Origin of the sequence: Collinsella sp. TF05-9AC (genome assembly GCF_003438495.1) — a bacterium.
Taxonomy (GTDB): domain Bacteria; phylum Actinomycetota; class Coriobacteriia; order Coriobacteriales; family Coriobacteriaceae; genus Collinsella.
The window spans coordinates 5,364-21,044 of sequence record NZ_QSSH01000015.1; the positions used below are offsets into that span (position 1 = coordinate 5,364).

At 58.7% G+C, this 15,681-nt stretch carries 13 protein-coding genes; 10 read left to right on the plus strand and 3 right to left on the minus strand.

Annotated features, from left to right (window positions below; genetic code table 11):
- Positions 1-119: 119 nt before the first annotated feature.
- On the minus strand, positions 120-587 hold the full coding sequence (locus DXC52_RS09935; RefSeq protein ID WP_147330599.1) for a hypothetical protein: 468 nt from the start codon (positions 585-587) through the stop codon (positions 120-122).
- Positions 588-864: 277 nt separating this feature from the next.
- On the opposite strand from DXC52_RS09935, the gene DXC52_RS05540 reads away from it, so the two are divergent.
- Positions 865-1,296, plus strand: coding sequence for an Hsp20/alpha crystallin family protein (locus DXC52_RS05540; RefSeq protein ID WP_055286214.1), 432 nt, complete (start codon positions 865-867; stop codon positions 1,294-1,296).
- 82 nt (positions 1,297-1,378) lie between these two features.
- Here DXC52_RS05540 and DXC52_RS05545 read toward each other — a convergent pair whose 3' ends face one another.
- Complete coding sequence (locus DXC52_RS05545) at positions 1,379-2,188, minus strand: MBL fold metallo-hydrolase (RefSeq protein WP_055286216.1); 810 nt, start codon at positions 2,186-2,188, stop codon at positions 1,379-1,381.
- 48 nt (positions 2,189-2,236) lie between these two features.
- Here DXC52_RS05545 and tilS point away from each other — a divergent pair, with 48 nt between their 5' ends.
- The 5 genes from tilS to DXC52_RS05570 all read left to right on the plus strand — a co-directional run bounded on the left by tilS (position 2,237) and on the right by DXC52_RS05570 (position 8,957).
- Positions 2,237-3,775, plus strand: coding sequence for a tRNA lysidine(34) synthetase TilS (gene tilS / locus DXC52_RS05550; protein ID WP_199409472.1), 1,539 nt, complete (start codon positions 2,237-2,239; stop codon positions 3,773-3,775).
- A 147-nt stretch (positions 3,776-3,922) separates the two neighbouring features.
- On the plus strand, positions 3,923-4,471 hold the full coding sequence (gene hpt / locus DXC52_RS05555) for a hypoxanthine phosphoribosyltransferase (protein WP_022093938.1): 549 nt from the start codon (positions 3,923-3,925) through the stop codon (positions 4,469-4,471).
- A 61-nt stretch (positions 4,472-4,532) separates the two neighbouring features.
- The gene (gene ftsH, locus DXC52_RS05560; RefSeq protein ID WP_304485471.1) at positions 4,533-6,596 is read left to right on the plus strand and encodes an ATP-dependent zinc metalloprotease FtsH; all 2,064 of its coding nucleotides are present in this window, start codon (positions 4,533-4,535) and stop codon (positions 6,594-6,596) included.
- Between the two features lie 189 nt (positions 6,597-6,785).
- The gene (locus tag DXC52_RS05565) at positions 6,786-7,970 is read left to right on the plus strand and encodes a pyridoxal phosphate-dependent aminotransferase (RefSeq protein WP_117746482.1); all 1,185 of its coding nucleotides are present in this window, start codon (positions 6,786-6,788) and stop codon (positions 7,968-7,970) included.
- Positions 7,971-8,135: 165 nt separating this feature from the next.
- Positions 8,136-8,957: a phosphatase gene (locus DXC52_RS05570; RefSeq protein WP_055286222.1), complete on the plus strand. Its 822-nt coding sequence runs from the start codon at positions 8,136-8,138 to the stop codon at positions 8,955-8,957.
- Positions 8,958-9,035: 78 nt separating this feature from the next.
- Here the strand turns inward: DXC52_RS05570 and rlmD are convergent, their stop codons facing one another.
- Entirely contained in the window at positions 9,036-10,484 is a 1,449-nt protein-coding gene (gene rlmD, locus DXC52_RS05575; protein ID WP_117746483.1) for a 23S rRNA (uracil(1939)-C(5))-methyltransferase RlmD, read from the minus strand.
- A 349-nt stretch (positions 10,485-10,833) separates the two neighbouring features.
- Between rlmD and DXC52_RS05580 the strand changes: the two genes are divergently transcribed.
- The 4 genes from DXC52_RS05580 to DXC52_RS05595 all read left to right on the plus strand — a co-directional run bounded on the left by DXC52_RS05580 (position 10,834) and on the right by DXC52_RS05595 (position 15,628).
- On the plus strand, positions 10,834-11,694 hold the full coding sequence (locus DXC52_RS05580; protein WP_117746484.1) for a transporter substrate-binding domain-containing protein: 861 nt from the start codon (positions 10,834-10,836) through the stop codon (positions 11,692-11,694).
- A gap of 150 nt (positions 11,695-11,844) precedes the next feature.
- Entirely contained in the window at positions 11,845-12,498 is a 654-nt protein-coding gene (locus DXC52_RS05585) for an amino acid ABC transporter permease (protein ID WP_233504870.1), read from the plus strand.
- Positions 12,491-13,255: an amino acid ABC transporter ATP-binding protein gene (locus DXC52_RS05590; protein ID WP_055310177.1), complete on the plus strand. Its 765-nt coding sequence runs from the start codon at positions 12,491-12,493 to the stop codon at positions 13,253-13,255. Before DXC52_RS05585 ends, DXC52_RS05590 begins: the two co-directional genes overlap by 8 nt.
- 297 nt (positions 13,256-13,552) lie before the next feature.
- Positions 13,553-15,628, plus strand: a complete 2,076-nt coding sequence (locus DXC52_RS05595) for a translation factor GTPase family protein (RefSeq protein WP_117746486.1) — start codon at positions 13,553-13,555, stop codon at positions 15,626-15,628.
- Positions 15,629-15,681: the final 53 nt, after the last annotated feature.

The window sequence follows — 15,681 nt, forward strand, 5'->3', positions numbered from 1 at the left end:
CCGAGCCGTACGCTTGAACTGAGAAGGGGGAGCCCTCGCGGCCTCCCCCTTTTTTGCGTTTATGGGGCGTAAATGACTCAATTACACCAGACGATCTTATCGTTTTTGGTATTGAGCCCTTATTTAAAGAAGATAAATCTAATAACAAGGGCAACTGCTATGGCCACAATGATCAAAAGCAGGATTGTCAGTCGATGCTGCTTGCGTCTTTTACTTGACGAAACGAAGATTGATTTTCCCTGTTTTGGCGTTTCGAGATAGCGAGCCGAATGCGTCAAGGTTTGCTTGGGTCGAGAACCTCTTTGTTGATGAGCGGCTGATGCTTTCAGTGGCTCATCACTAGCTGCGCTGTTTTTAGATAATGGTGCGTCTTTTAGATATACAGGGTCTCCCGAGGCGACGCCCATATGTTTACGTCCCGTTTGGGCATCCTCGAGTGTTTGATATCGATTTCTCGTCACATACTCGGGCTCCGGATCATTAATGGGCTCTTGCGAGATGTGGGGGCGATGGAACCGCGGCGGCTGCGTGGAAGTATCTTCCCCCCGTGTCGGCATAAACATTTTGTTCTGGTTTTGGTCGTCCATGATGCCCTTTAGCTCGTTACCAACAACGTGTACGCGCTCATTGTAAGCCCCTTGCTATTTGTAGCTGTGAACATACTTGTTATTTAAGCTCTGGTTCAAAGAACCTTAACCTTATTAAAACCTGAGTCAAATACACTTAGATATGCTTATAGTACTGGACTCAAAAAACTTTATAGTCGATGTATATATGAGCACTGGGTGGGCATATATAAGAGCGTCAAAAGAAGTCCCAGTCACCTAGAAGATGACTCGGCAGTCCTTAAAAGGAGTGGTAAACATGGCAAGCATGGTTCCTTATCGTTCGGTTTTTGGCGTTCGTCCTTCTGCTAGCTCGTTGTTCGATCTGTTTGATGATATGACCGACCTTGCAAACAACTCGATTGCTTCCAAGGCGTTCCCCGTTGACGTTGAGGATAAGGGCGACGGCTATGAGGTCAAGGCTTATCTGACCGGCGTCGCCAAGGACGATATCGATGTCGAGCTTAACGAGGGCCGTCTGTCCATTAGCGTGAATGTCGAGGAAGACGAGGAGAACGAGGGCAAGAACTTCCTGCAGAAGGAGTTCAACTCGTACAGCGCGACGCGTGGCGTGTATCTAAAGGACGCTTCGAGCGAGGGCCTCTCGGCTAAGTACGCTGACGGCATCCTGACCGTTACGGTTCCCAAGATCGTCGAGAAGAAGAACGTTACGAAGATCTCCATCGACTAACTTCGTTGGTGTTCTGCGCTATTAAAAGACAGCAAAAGGGGCTGGGAAGCGATTCTCGGCCCCTTTTGCTGTCTAGGACAGTCTATTGAATGGTTGCCGGTTGATACTGACTCGCAGGGCGTATCGAGAGTTTTCGCGATCCTTGGAGAAGGGTTGCGGAGCTGCCGACCTCGTCATCCAGAGTTGCGGCCAGAGTTTTGGCATAGCTTTTGACGGTAAGGCTCGGACGATTGTTATCTTGGCTGATATGCATGGCAATGAGCTGTTCGGTGCGATCGGTAACAAGTTCGCGCGCGGCTTCGGCGGCTTGGCCATTGGAGAGGTGTCCCCTTGCAGACAGGATGCGCTCCTGAAGAAAGCGGGGATATTCTCCCTCGCGCAGCATGGTCACATCGTGGTTGCTTTCGAGCGCGAGGACTCGACAATCTTTGAGGGTGTTCATGGCTTGGCTCGATAGCTCTCCGGTGTCGGTGGCAAAGCCGATGGAATCATCGAGGGTGTCGAATCGATAGCCGACTGGATTGATGACATCGTGTGACGTTGAGTAGGTTTGCACGTGGATGCCGGCAATGGATAGGGTGTCACCGGGATCGAATTCCTCGACAGGCAGATGCGAAAGATTTTCTTTGCTCGAAAGAGTGCCCCTGCTGGCAAAGAGGGGGCCGTGCCAGTGCTTGCACCAGACATCGAGGCCCTTGATGTGATCGCTATGCTCATGAGTAATGAGAAGAGCCGAGACGTTGTCTGCCGAGAGCCTCAGTTCTGCCATGCGCTTTAATGTCTCGCGGCGAGACAGTCCGTCATCGACCATAATGAGCCCCTGCGGGCCCTCGATGAGTGCGCAGTTGCCTTTAGAGCCACTGCCGAGGATATGAAGGTGCAGACGAGACATAAGATTCCAAAGGATACAATGGGTGCGGACGAATAGAGGAGGAAGCAAATGCCTACGGTATCTCAGCATTATGGACACCATGCCGTGCCTGGGGCAGTCGATGAGACCCGGACGAGGCAGCAGGCTGCTCCTGTCGTGCTCATGGTATCAGGCGGCGCGGACTCGACGGCACTGCTTCTTATGGCGTGCACATCAAAGCTGGATATCCAAGACGGACGCGGTGTCGCCCCCATTGCTCGCGAGCGCCTGCATGTGCTGCATGTAAACCATCATCTGCGCGGCAAGGCGTCCGATGGCGACGAGGCCTTTGTGCGTGAGCTCTGCGCGCAATATGGTTTACCGCTGTGTGTGGAGCACGCTTATTTTGATGGGGAGTCGGGCAATATTGAGGCCGCGGCCCGCGAGGTGCGCTATGCCGCGGCGCGGAGGTATGTTCGCGAGCTCTGCGCCCAGACGGGGGCACCGCGAACGGCGGCTCGTATCTGCACCGCGCACACGTCTTCGGATCGCGCGGAAACGTTTTTGATGAACGCGATTAAGGGTTCGGGGCCCGCTGGCCTATCGAGCATTCCTCGCCGGAGGAATATCGTGGTGCGTCCCTTGCTCGACCTAACTCACGGCGAGCTCGTGGGCTATCTACAGGTACATGGTCAGCCGTGGCGTGAAGACGAGAGCAATGAGGATATCTCGTATCTGCGAAACTACGTGCGCCATCGAGTGATGCCGGTGGTGGCGCAGCGCAACGCGAGCGTCTGCAAGACGATTGGCGCCGCCTGTGAGATCTTGGGTGATGAAGATGCGTTTCTATCCCAGCTGTCGGCACAGGCGTTTCGAAGCTGTTTGTGCAAAGAGGCAGCGGGCGCACTGGTGCTCGATGCCAGGCGCCTTGCTGCGGCCGAGGTGGTAATCGCGCGGCGCATCGTGCGACTGGCGATCAAACGCATCGATCCGGACGCTCGTCCCGAGATGCGGCATGTTGAGCGAGTCCTTTCCTGCGTTGCCGAGGGTGCCGGCTCGGTCACGCTTCCGGCGGGAATTGACGCGCGCGTTGAGTTTGGCATGCTGGCGTTTAAGGCCTCGGTGGCTCGCGAGGGCCTGGTCGCGGACTGGGTTACCGTACCCGGTCGTTTGCCGTTGGGCGGGGGACGTATGCTGGTCACAGAGCCGATGGCCGTTGAGCTGGGATGCGATATCGTGCGCCGCGCCCGTGAGCGTGCGGCTGCCGGGGAAGTGACAGCTTTGGTAGACGCGGCTGCCTTGGGTTTTGCCGACAGCGATAGTGAGCGGATCCTGGCGGGCTCGCGTGGCGAGATCCCTGTCGAGGCGCGATTGGCGCGCCTGTGGGTGGACGGTCCCGCACCGGGAGACGTGATGTGCCCGTTAGGGATGAGTGGCCGAAGCAAGAAAGTATCCGACTTGCTAGGCGAGGCTCGCATTCCCGTTTCCGAGCGCGCCGGCGTGCCCATGGTGAGGACGGCGCCGGGAGGTGCCGTGGTGTGGGTCGCCGGAGTTCGCGCGGACGAGCGTTTTAAGTGCACGGCCGCAACGCGCGTGGCATATCTGCTCCGCGTGGTCGATGCGGAATAGCGTCCCACGTCTGCTATTCTGTGCGACGTTGACGGTATTCCCGCGCTGATGGCGCACGGGCTGGTAAATTTACCCCGTGCGCTGCTAGAATGTGAAGTTCGCGTCCATACGGCGGTGTGTGGGCGATAAGCACAAGAAAGGGTTGTCATGGCTTCTCAACATCCGGATATCGAGAAGGTTCTGTTCACGCAGGAGGATATCGACGGTATCGTCTCTCGCCTGGGCGAGGAGATTACGCGCGACTACGCGGGTAAGGATCTGGTGCTGATCGCGGTTCTGCGCGGTGCCGTTGTCTTTATGGGCGACCTGATGCGCAAGATTGAGCTACCGACCAACATCGATTTCATGGCTGTTTCGAGCTATGGCGACGGTGTGAAGTCCTCGGGTATCGTGCGTATCATTAAGGACCTGGATATCGACATCCGCGGTCGCGACGTGCTGATCGTCGAGGACATTCTGGACTCGGGCCTGACGCTCAAGTATCTGATGAAGAACCTCGAGAGCCGCAAGCCCGCTTCTCTGGAGGTCGCCGCCTTCCTGTGGAAGGACGTTGAGGACCGCGTCTCGGCCATCACGCCCAAGTATGTTGGAACCCATTGCCCCGATGCCTTTGTGGTGGGCTACGGCCTCGACTATGCCGAGCGCTATCGTAACCTTCCGTATCTGGGCATTTTGAAACCGGAGGTTTATTCGTAAGATGCCCGACGACCATAACGATAACAATTCCCAGACTCCCCGGGAGCCTAAGATCCCGGGGATGCCCGGAGGCAAGAAGCCCACGCGTACGGGCTGGCTGTATTTTATTTTGGCTTGCGCGCTTCTGGGCTACGCCTTCTTTAACATGGGCTCCGGCTTTGCCAATTCCAGCAATACCGTTAAGCTCGCGACGAGCGAGATGGTGAGCGCCATCAAGCAGGATCGCGTCGAAGATCTGACCTATACGGTTCAAGACGGAAGCGTGACGGGTCATTACTGGAAGACGAAGAAGGACAAGGGCGATACGAGCGAGCTCAAGAGCTTCTCCTCGACCTATGTCGGCTCCGATTCGCTTGCCGAGCTCATGGCGGAGCACCCCGATACCAAGTACATCGTCAACACCAACGATCCCGATTTTTGGGGCGACTTGGCGATGAGTGTGCTTCCGACGATCGCCCTTATCGCCATCATGTTCTACTTTATGCGCCAGATGATGGGCGCCAACAACAGGAACATGCAGTTTGGCAAGACCAACGCCAAGACCAACGAGGCCACACGCCCCAAGGTCAAGTTTGAAGACGTTGCCGGCGTGGACGAGGCAGTCGAGGAGATCCGTGACTTTTTGAGCGATCCGGATCGCTATCGCAAGCTGGGCGCCAAGATCCCGCGTGGCGTGTTGCTGGTTGGCCCTCCGGGCACCGGTAAAACGCTGCTGGCCAAGGCCGTTGCCGGCGAGGCGGGCGTGCCGTTCTTTAGCATCTCGGGTTCCGACTTTGTCGAGATGTTCGTAGGTGTCGGCGCCAGCCGTGTGCGTGACCTCTTTAAGGAGGCCAAGTCCCAGGCCCCGTCGATCATCTTCATCGATGAGATCGATGCCGTGGGACGTCAGCGCGGAGCTGGCTTGGGCGGCGGTCACGACGAGCGCGAGCAGACGCTCAACCAGCTGCTGGTCGAGATGGACGGCTTTGAGGAAAGCGAGTCGGTCATCCTGATCGCTGCGACCAACCGTCCTGACATCCTGGATCCGGCATTGCTGCGTCCCGGCCGTTTTGACCGTCAGGTTACGGTCGACCGTCCGGATGTGAAGGGCCGCGAGCAGATCTTGCGCGTGCATGCCGAGAACAAGCCGATGGACGAGGACGTTAAGTTTGAGAAGCTCGCCCAGATGACCGTTGGCTTTACTGGTGCCGATTTGGCGAACCTGCTCAACGAGTCTGCGCTGCTGGCCGCTCGCCGTCATCGTTCCGTGATCTCGATGGACGAGGTCGAGGAGTCGATGGAGCGCGTGATTGCCGGACCGCAACGCAAGGGTCGCGTGATGACCGAGGCCGAGCGCACCACGATTGCCTACCACGAGAGCGGTCATGCCCTGGTGGGCCACATCCTGGAGCACTCCGATCCGGTCCACAAGATCTCGATCGTCAGCCGCGGCCAGGCGCTGGGCTACACGCTGCAGCTTCCGCAGGAGGACCACTTCCTCAAGACCAAGAACGAGATGCTCGACGAGCTCGCCGTGTTCTTGGGCGGTCGCGTTGCCGAGGAGCTCATGTGCGATGATATTACGTCGGGCGCGAGCAACGATCTGGAGCGCGCAACCAAGATGGCGCGCGAGATGGTCACGCGCCTGGGCATGAGCGAGGAGCTGGGCACGCAAGTGTTTGGCGAGGCGCAACATCAGGTGTTCCTTGGTCGCGATTACGCCGATCACCAGGATTACTCCGAGGAGACGGCGCGCCGCATCGATATCGAGGTTCAGCGCATTATGCGTGAGGCCCATCGTCGTGCGGTCGAGATTCTGGACGCCCGTCGCGATCAGCTTGATCTGATGGCGAAGGTGCTGCTTGAGCGCGAGACCGTCGAGGGCGACGCCGTGAACGCCCTGCTCGACAACGAGTGGAATGCCTACCTTGAGCGCGAGGGCGATATCCTGGCGGCCAAGGAGGAGCGCAATGCCAAGGCGGCCGGCATGCCGACCAAGAAGCGCGCGCCTCGTATGAGCGAGGAGGAGCTGGCGGCTGATGCCGCGGCCTTTGCGCAGGCGGCCATGCAGGAAGATACCGAAGCCGCATCCGATGACGCCGGCGATGACTGTGCCGTCAACGCTGATACCGACACCGACAAATAGTCCTTCTAACAAAAGCCTCCGCCGGGAAACCTGCGGAGGCTTTTTCTTTTGAGCGATATGGGGCTGTCTGTTGATTGGGGACAGACTTAAATGAGCGTTTTCACGCATTTAAGTCTGTCCCCAATCAACATTGCTGCGGCACTGTGCTCGGCTAAAGCGTACAATAGCGCCTATGCGAAAGGGGAACAGATGATCAACGAAACTATGTATGCTCGCGGTGCGGAAAGCTCCATCATCCGCGAGATCTTTAGCTATGGTCTTGAGCGCAAGGCGCAGATCGGTGCGGAGAACGTATTCGATTTTTCGCTGGGCAACCCGAGTGTTCCGGCGCCCGCCGCTGTGGCTGCGTCCATTAAGAAGGCTTTGGAGCTGCCGAGCGACCAGCTGCACGGTTATACGCCCGCACCGGGTCTGCCGCAATGTCGAGCAGCCGTCGCCGAATCGCTCAACCGCCGCTTTGGCACGAGCTATGAGGGCAAGGACGTCTTTATGACGGTGGGCGCCGCGGCTTCGCTCACCTGCACGCTCAATGCCGTTACGAACCCGGGCGACGAGGTTATTGTTATCGCCCCGTACTTTCCGGAGTATCGCGTGTGGATTGAGAAGGCAGGCTGCACGTGTGTCGAGGCGCCTGCCGATGAAGACACGTTCCAGCTGAGCGTGGACAACGTGCTCAAGGCGATTAGCGATAAGACAGCGGCCGTCATTATCGATTCGCCCAACAACCCGACCGGTGCCGTGTATACGCGCGACACGCTGACGCGACTGGCCGATGTTTTGCGCGAGGTTAACGCCAAGCGCGATCCCGAGAATCCGATTATGCTCATCTCGGATGAGCCGTACCGCGAGATCGTGTACGGTGCCGAGGTGCCCTGGGTGCCCTCGATCTACGAGAACACCGTGGTGTGCTACTCGTATTCTAAGTCGCTATCGCTGCCTGGTGAGCGCGTGGGTTGGATCTTGGTTCCCAACACTAATCCGCAGGCTGCGCGTCTGATGCCGGCTGTTGCGGGCGCTGCCCGTACACTGGGTTTTGTATGCGCACCGGCGCTCTTCCAGCGCGTGATTATCGATTGTATCGATGAGCCGAGCGATATCGATGCCTATGCCCGCAACCGCACGGCGCTCACCGATGCTTTGACGGACTACGGCTATACCTATGTTGAGCCGGACGGTGCTTTCTACCTGTGGGTGAAGGCACTCGAGCCCGATGCGAATGCGTTTTGCGAGCGCGCAAAGAAGTATGAGTTGCTTGCGGTTCCCTCGGACAGCTTTGGTATGCCGGGTTGGTTCCGCCTGGGCTATTGCGTGAGCTACGAAACGATTGTCAATTCGCTACCCGCTTGGAAACAGTTGGCGGACGAGTATCGTTAAAAGTAAAGCGCTCTGCCTACAATGTTTTACGTGAAACGGGGTTTGGTGTTAAGCCGGACCCCGTTGTCATGGACGTTGTGTCTTTGGGATGGAGTGGTTTTACGACTATCGAAGGCTATGCGTACAATGAATATAAGCGACGGCCGTGCCAGATAAGGAGACCTGATGCCCTACCTGCTTTCTTGTGACATTCATACCCATACGATGTTCTCTGCGCATGCATATTCGACCATTGAGGAGAATGTGTACTGGGCGGCAGAGCGTGGTCTGCAGGTGCTCGGATCTGCCGACCATTTGAGCTCTATGGTTACGGCTTGCCCCAATGACCTGCGCAGTTACCAGTTCTTTATCAACCAGGATATCTGGCCGCGCATTTGGAGCGGCGTGCTGGTGCTGCGTGGTGCCGAGGCCGATATCGTTTCGCTGGACGGAAGCCTGTTTGGCGAGGACACTCCTGTCACGCTCGATATCGCCGGCGATTCGTACAGCCGTCAGCATTCACTGTTCGATTTGGTTACGCGTAATTTGGATTATTTGGTTGCAAGCGTGCATAATCCGCAGATTGCTGAGGGCGCGACGCTGGCCCAGACGACCGAGATGTATATCAATGCCCTGGAGCACCCCAAGGTGTTCATGCTGGGTCACACGGGGCGTTCGGGCGTGCCGTTCGATATCGACGAGGTGCTGTTGGCAGCTAAGGCCAAGCACAAGATTATCGAGATCAACAACCATAGTCTTGAACACGGTGTCGACACTGAGCATTGGGCCGTATGCCGCAAGATTGCCGAGCGCTGCGCCGAGCTGGGCGTGGGCATTGGCGTTTCGACCGATGCGCACATTGGCATGGCAATTGGTAAGCTCGATTACGCTCGCAAGATGCTCGACGAGATTCACTTCCCGTTGGATCTGATCGTGACGCGCGATCGCGAGACGCTGCTGCGCGAGATGGCGGCAGCCGGCGTGTGCGATCTGCGCAATGGGATGTAGCGGAGTTTATAAACCAAGCGAAGGGGGCGGCCCAGGCGGGTCGCCCCCTTTCTTGTCCCAAAAATATACTGAGGTTGGTTAGCGGCGTTCGAGGACCACTACGGTTTCGGTGTGGTCGGTGTGAGGGAACATGTCGACGGGCGTGATCTTGAGCAGGCGATAGCCTCCGTCGAGAAGCTGATGCAGGTCGCGCTCTTGAGTCACGGGGTTGCAGCTGATATAGGTGATGCGGCGCGGCTTAAGCGCGCAGGCAGCTTCGAGGAACTCGGGGGTAGAGCCGGCGCGCGGCGGATCGATGGAAAGGACATCGACCCGCTCGTTGTTGTCGGCGGCATCTAGGACGTAGTCGGTGGCATCGTCGGCCATAAACCAAGCGCTGCGGGTGAGGCCGTTGAGCTCGGCATTGCGGCGTGCGTCGGCAATGCCCGCCGGGTTGCGCTCCACACCGAGCAGCATGATGCCGATCCCCTTGTTCTGGGCATCTTTAGCTGCGCAAAGACCGATGGTGCCGCTGCCGCAGTAAGCATCCATAAGCACATCGCCCTGGTGCAGATCCATGCCGTCGATAGCGAGCTGATAGAGCAGCTCGGTCTGCTGCGGATTGGTCTGATAGAACGCGGTGGGGGAGATATCGAATTCGCAACCGAGCAGCTGGTCGCGCATGCACTCGGCGCCATATACAATGCGGGTTTCCTCGCCGAGGATGGCGTTGCCGGGACGTCCGTTGATGTTTTGGGCGACGGTGACGATGCGCGGATCGAGTACAGCGACGGCCTCAAAGAAATCCTGTTCATGCGGCAGGTCGCGCTGGGCAGTCACGAGGGTGACCATGATCTGGTCGGTGCGCCAGCCGCAGCGAACGACGGCATAGCGAAGCAAGCCCAGGTGCTTGTCCTCGTTAAAGGCGGGAATGTGCAGGCGTTCAGCCTCACGCGCGATGCCGTTGAGAATCTGACGGGCACCCGGCGCCTCGACGGGACATTCGGGAACAGCAACGATTCTGTGCGTGCCACGTTCAAAAAAGCCGCAGCGGACAGCGCCCTCTTTACCGGGGGCAAAGGGAGTGGCGGCCTTATGGCGAAACCCGCGCGGCGCAGGATATTTACCCGGGTCGCCCAGGGTGACGCCCATACCGCGAATGGGGTCGACGCTAATGCCCTCGCGCTCGCATAGAGCAGCAAAAAGCTCCTCCATAGCAGCCTGCTTGGCGGCGAGCTGCTTCTTATAGGGACGATTGAGCGCCGTGCACCCACCGCAGGCTTTCATGATCGAACAGGGAGACTTGGGGTCCACAGCCTTACGCGCAGACGAAACCGAATCATTATGCGGGCGCTTGGAACGAGTCCGAGGCGCTTTGTCCCCGCCTCGACGAGAGTCAGAACGCTTGGTCTTAGCCCTGCTCTTGGTCGATTTGCTTTTTGCAGCTTTAGAAGACTTGGATTTCGTAGAAGATTTCTCCTCCTTCGACCCCTCAGCCGCCTCCACCAAAGCACGACGAGCCCTACGCTCCGCACGAGATTCTGCCATGAATTAACCCCACTAATTTACAAATTGAAATCTGAAAGCATTGTACCGTGCCAAGTTGGCAGACGATATGCAAGCGCCCATTTCATGTCAGTGATAAGTCCAACGATGTTTGCCCGGCGTGGGCGGGGAGCGGCGCGTAATTAAGTTTATCGCGAGTTCCGCACGCAAAGGAAAGCACTTAATGTGCTTTCCGTCTTGCGCAGGACTGTAGAGCAGGAAACTTAATTACGCGCCGCTCCCCGCCCACGCCGGGCAAACCCTCCCTTGTACTCTATCAAGGTAAAGTGTATGATTCTGAACGTTACATGACTCACTTTACTTAACTAAAGTGCCACCAAGGGGGAATACCATGAATACCGATATGTCTCGTCGTCAGTTTGTTGGTCTAGCCGGCTCGCTCGCCACGGTGCTTGGCCTTGGTCTTGTCGGCTGCGGCGGTGGTGCCGGCAAGGGCTCCGCTGCTGGCTCTGCCGCGGCCAAGGATGTGAAGGGCGCTGCGGAGTCCAAGAAGCTCGTGGTGGGCTTTGATAAGTCCTATCCTCCGTACGGCTTTGTGGGCGACGATGGCGAGTACACCGGCTTTGATCTCGATCTGGCCAAGGCTGTTGCCGATAAGCAGGGCTGGGAGGTCAAATACGAGGCCATCGACTGGGACGCCAAGGATACGCTGCTCAACTCGGGTGCCATCAACTGCATCTGGAACGGCTTTACCATGGAGGGCCGTGAGGACGACTACACGTTCTCCGAGCCGTACATGCTCAACGAGCAGGTGCTGGTGGTAAAGAAGGATGCGGGCATCAAGAGCTGGGACGATCTTGCCGGCAAGACCGTGATTACCCAGACCGATTCCGCTGCGCAGGATGTGCTCGAGGGCGACCAGAAGGATCTGGCGGCGACGTTTGCCACGCTCGACACGATCGGCGAGTACAACACGGCCTTTATGCAGCTCGAGAGCGGCGCGGTCGATGCCGTGGCTTGCGACCTTTCGATTGCCCAGTATCAGCTTGCCGCCAAGCCCGATGCCTATACACAGCTTGATGAGCCGCTGTCCAGCGAGCACTACGCCGTCGGCTTTAAGAAGGGCGACACCAAGTCGGCCGACGCCGTGACCGAGTCGCTTAAGGCGCTCTACGAGGACGGCACGGTCAGGGACCTGTGCGACGAGTATTCAAGCTACGGTCTGTCCTTCGACAACTGGGTTTTGAAATAGCGGCTTTCCCAGGCACCCGATTTTGCCGTTCAAACCGTCGCTTGCGTACATTTAGTACGCGACGCTCCTCTTTCACGGCAAACTCGGGCACCTGGAAAACCCGCTTTAGCATTGGGTTCGCTGTTCTGTTGCTGTGAAAGAGAGCTTGGGTTGTCTATTCAGGTCATGATGCAGATGCTTGGCCAGGGATTCTTGGTCAGCTTGCAGCTGTTTGTGTTGACGCTGCTCGGGTCGATTCCGCTGGGAATCCCCGTGGCGTTCATGCGCATGAGCAAAATTGCGCCGCTCCGCTGGATTGCGCGCATCTACATTTCGGTGATGCGCGGCACGCCGCTCATGCTGCAGATGTTTGCCATCTACTTTGCCCCGTACTACGTGTTCGGCATCTCGCTCACGCCCAATTCCAAGTGGACGGCGTGCGTTGTGGCGTTCATCATCAACTACGCCGGCTACTTTGCCGAGATCTATCGCTCGGGCCTGCAGTCGATTCCGCGTGGTCAATATGAGGCCGCCGAGGTGCTGGGCTACTCGCGTCTGCAGACGTTTTTGTACATCGTGATGCCGCAGGTCGCCAAGCGTATTCTGCCGGCGATGGGCAACGAGATCATCACGCTGGTCAAGGACACGTCGCTGGCGTTTGCCATCGGCGTGGGGGAAATGTTCTCGACGGCCAAGGCGCTGGTCGCCTCGCAAGTGAGCATGGTGCCGTTTGCGATTGCGGCGCTGATCTACTGGGTCTTTAACTTTGTGGTTGAGATGCTGCTGGGCGCCGCCGAGAAAAAATTGGATTACTACCATGATTAATTCGGTAATGAATATATCGAACGCGCGTAAGGCGTTTGGCGGCAATGAGGTGCTCAAGGATATCTCGCTTGAGGTGAAGCGTGGCGAGGTCGTGGCGATTATCGGGCCTTCGGGTGGCGGCAAGTCCACGCTGCTGCGGTGTGCCACGCTGCTCGAGACACTCGACGGAGGCTCGCTCTCGTTTGGCGACCTTGCCGTTGCGACGGATGCGGGTTCGGGCGCGGTCTATGCGAAGGGCGATGTGCCCAAGCAGGCGCGCTCGCGATTCGGCCTGGTGTTCCAAAATTACAACCTGTTCCCGCACTATACGGTGATGAAAAACATCACCGATGCGCCGATTCGCGTGCTTAAGCGTCCGCGCGAGCAGGCGGAAGCCCGCGCTCACGAGCTGATTGCACAAATGGGGCTGACGGGCAACGAGAACAAGGTGCCGTGTGAGCTTTCGGGCGGTCAGCAACAGCGTGTGAGTATCGCCCGCGCCCTGGCGCTCGATCCGGAAATCTTATTCTTTGACGAGCCGACCTCGGCGCTCGATCCCGAGCTAACGGCCGAGGTGCTGCGTGTCATTAAAGACCTGGCGGCGCAGAATATGACGATGGTGATCGTGACCCATGCGATGCAGTTTGCGCGCGATGTTGCCGATCGCGTGGTCTTTATGGACGGAGGCCGCATTGTCGAGGAGGGCCCGGCCGAGCAGGTTATCGATCATCCGCGTGAGCAACGTACCCGTGAGTTCTTGAGTCGTATCGAGGGCTAAGCTCAGCTATGTATTGAGAAGAAGCCGCCGCGGGTCTTATGGACTGCGGCGGCTTTTATTTGTATCGATGGGGTTTAATAATCGCCTGGCATACTTGCTCTGTCCTCTCGCCGCCTGTATTCATACGTGCGCCGAAAGGTATGCATGGACAGCCGCCCGTGAGGGTAGGGTGGTGGCATAGGACATTTGGAGGGTGAGTCGGCTCGGCTGCCGACCATGCTGCTCCCGGGATGGCACCGACCGCGAACTCTCCCCGTTGGCGTCGCGCATTGCGCGCGGCCCTGCAAGGAGGTCATCATGGGTGCTCCCAAGACCGGTAACGTAAGGAACGTGGTGCTCGTAGGCCAAGGCGGGGTGGGCAAGACTTCACTCGCCGAGGCCATGCTCCACCTTTCCGGCAAGACCGCCCGCCTGGGCGGCCACGACGGCACCAAGCCCACGCTCGACTATGACCCCGAAGAGGTCAAGCGTGCATTTTCCATCTCGACGACCATCGCGCCGATCGACTGGAAGGGCGCGCGCATCAATGTGCTCGATGCCCCGTGCTACCCCGATTTTATCGGCGACGCCTTTGCCGCGATGAGCGTCTGCGAGACGGCTCTGTTTGTGGTCGACGCCGAGGCCGGCCCGCAGCCTACGACGGTTAAGCTCTGGTATGCCGCCGAGGACCTGCGACTGGCGCGTGCGGTGTTCGTAAACCGCCTGTCGCGCTCCGAGGCCAGCTTTGCGACCACGATGGACCTGCTGCAAGAGCGCTTTGGCACGCGCCTGGGCGCCGTGACCCTTCCCTGGGGCGAGGGCGAGGACTTTGATGGCATCATCGACCTGGTGCGCATGAAGGCGCGCCATTGCAACGGCACCGAAGCCGTTGAGTCGGAGATTCCCGAGGAGTATCGTGCCCAGGCCGAGGAGGCCCATGACCATCTGTGCGAGCTGGTGGCCGAGGCTGACGACGAACTGATGATGAAGTACCTGGAAGGCGAGGAGACGCTGACGCAGGAGGAGCTTGAGGGCCTGCTGTCGAAGGCGATCGCCGAGCGCATCTTTGTGCCGGTCTTTGCGGGTGATTGCATTAAGGAGCAGGGCGTCAACTCGCTGATGGACGACATTGCGACGTACTTCCCGGCGCCGACCGACTACGGCGAGATGCCGCTTATCGACGGCGATTCGCTCAAGATCTCGAGCGACGATGACCGTCCGGTGGCGTTTGTGTTTAAGACCCTGGCCGATCCGCAGCAGGGTCGCATCAGCTTTATCAAGGTGCTGACGGGTACGCTTGAGCCGGGCCTTGAGCTGGTCAACGCGCGCACGCGCAAGGGCGACCGTCTGGCTCACCTGTATGTGATGTGCGGCCGCGACATGACCGAGGTCGGTCACGCCTATGCCGGCGACATTATCGTGGCACCCAAGCTGGCGGCCGAGACGGGCGATACGCTCTCGATTACCGGCAAGGTCGAGGCTGCGGCGTTTAAGTTCCCCAACTCGCAGTACCGCATTGCCATCGAGGCCGAGAATCGCGGCGACGAAGAGAAGCTCTACACGTTTATCGAGAAGGCCTGCAAGGCCGATCCGACCATGAGCATCGACCGCGACGAGGAGACCGGCCAGACCATTATCTCCGCCGTTGGTGAGGCGCAGGTTTCGGTGCTGCTCAACCGTCTGGAGGACCGCACCAAGGTCGTTGCCAAGAGCGTGTCGATCCGCATCCCGTATCGCGAGACCATCCGCCGCACGGCGAGCGCTCAGGGCCGCCACAAGAAGCAGACCGGTGGTGCCGGTCAGTATGGCGACTGCTGGCTGCGCGTTGAGCCGCTCATTGGGCCCGACGGCACGAGCGATGGCTATGAGTTTGTAGACGAGGTCGTAGGCGGCCGTATTCCGCGCTCGCTCATCCCCGCCGTGGACAAGGGTGTCCAGGAGACCATGAAGGACGGCATCATTGCCGGCTACCCGCTCACGGGCATTCGCGTGGCTGTGTACGACGGCTCGTATCACAGCGTCGACTCCAACGAGATGGCGTTCCGCGCGGCGGCTCGCATCGGCCTGCGCAAGGCATGCGCCGATGCCGACCCGGTGGTGCTGGAGCCCATCGAGGAAATCACGGTGACTATCCCCGAGAGCTACGCCGGCGCCGTGATGGGCGACATCTCGGCCTCGCGCGGTCGCGTGACAGGCATGGAGACCGATGAGCGCGGCGACACCGTGGTCATCGCTCAAGCCCCGCTGGCTGAGCTGACGGATTACTCGACGCGCCTGCGCTCTATCACGCGCGGCACGGGTGACTTTACCATGAAGCCCGCTGGCTACGAGCAGGTTCCCTATGACGTTCAGGCCAAGCTGGTCGAGCGCTATGAGGAGGGTCGCGCCAAGTAGCGTGCGATTTTGCCTGCAACATGCATACCGATGCAAGGGCCGCTCCGGGTAAT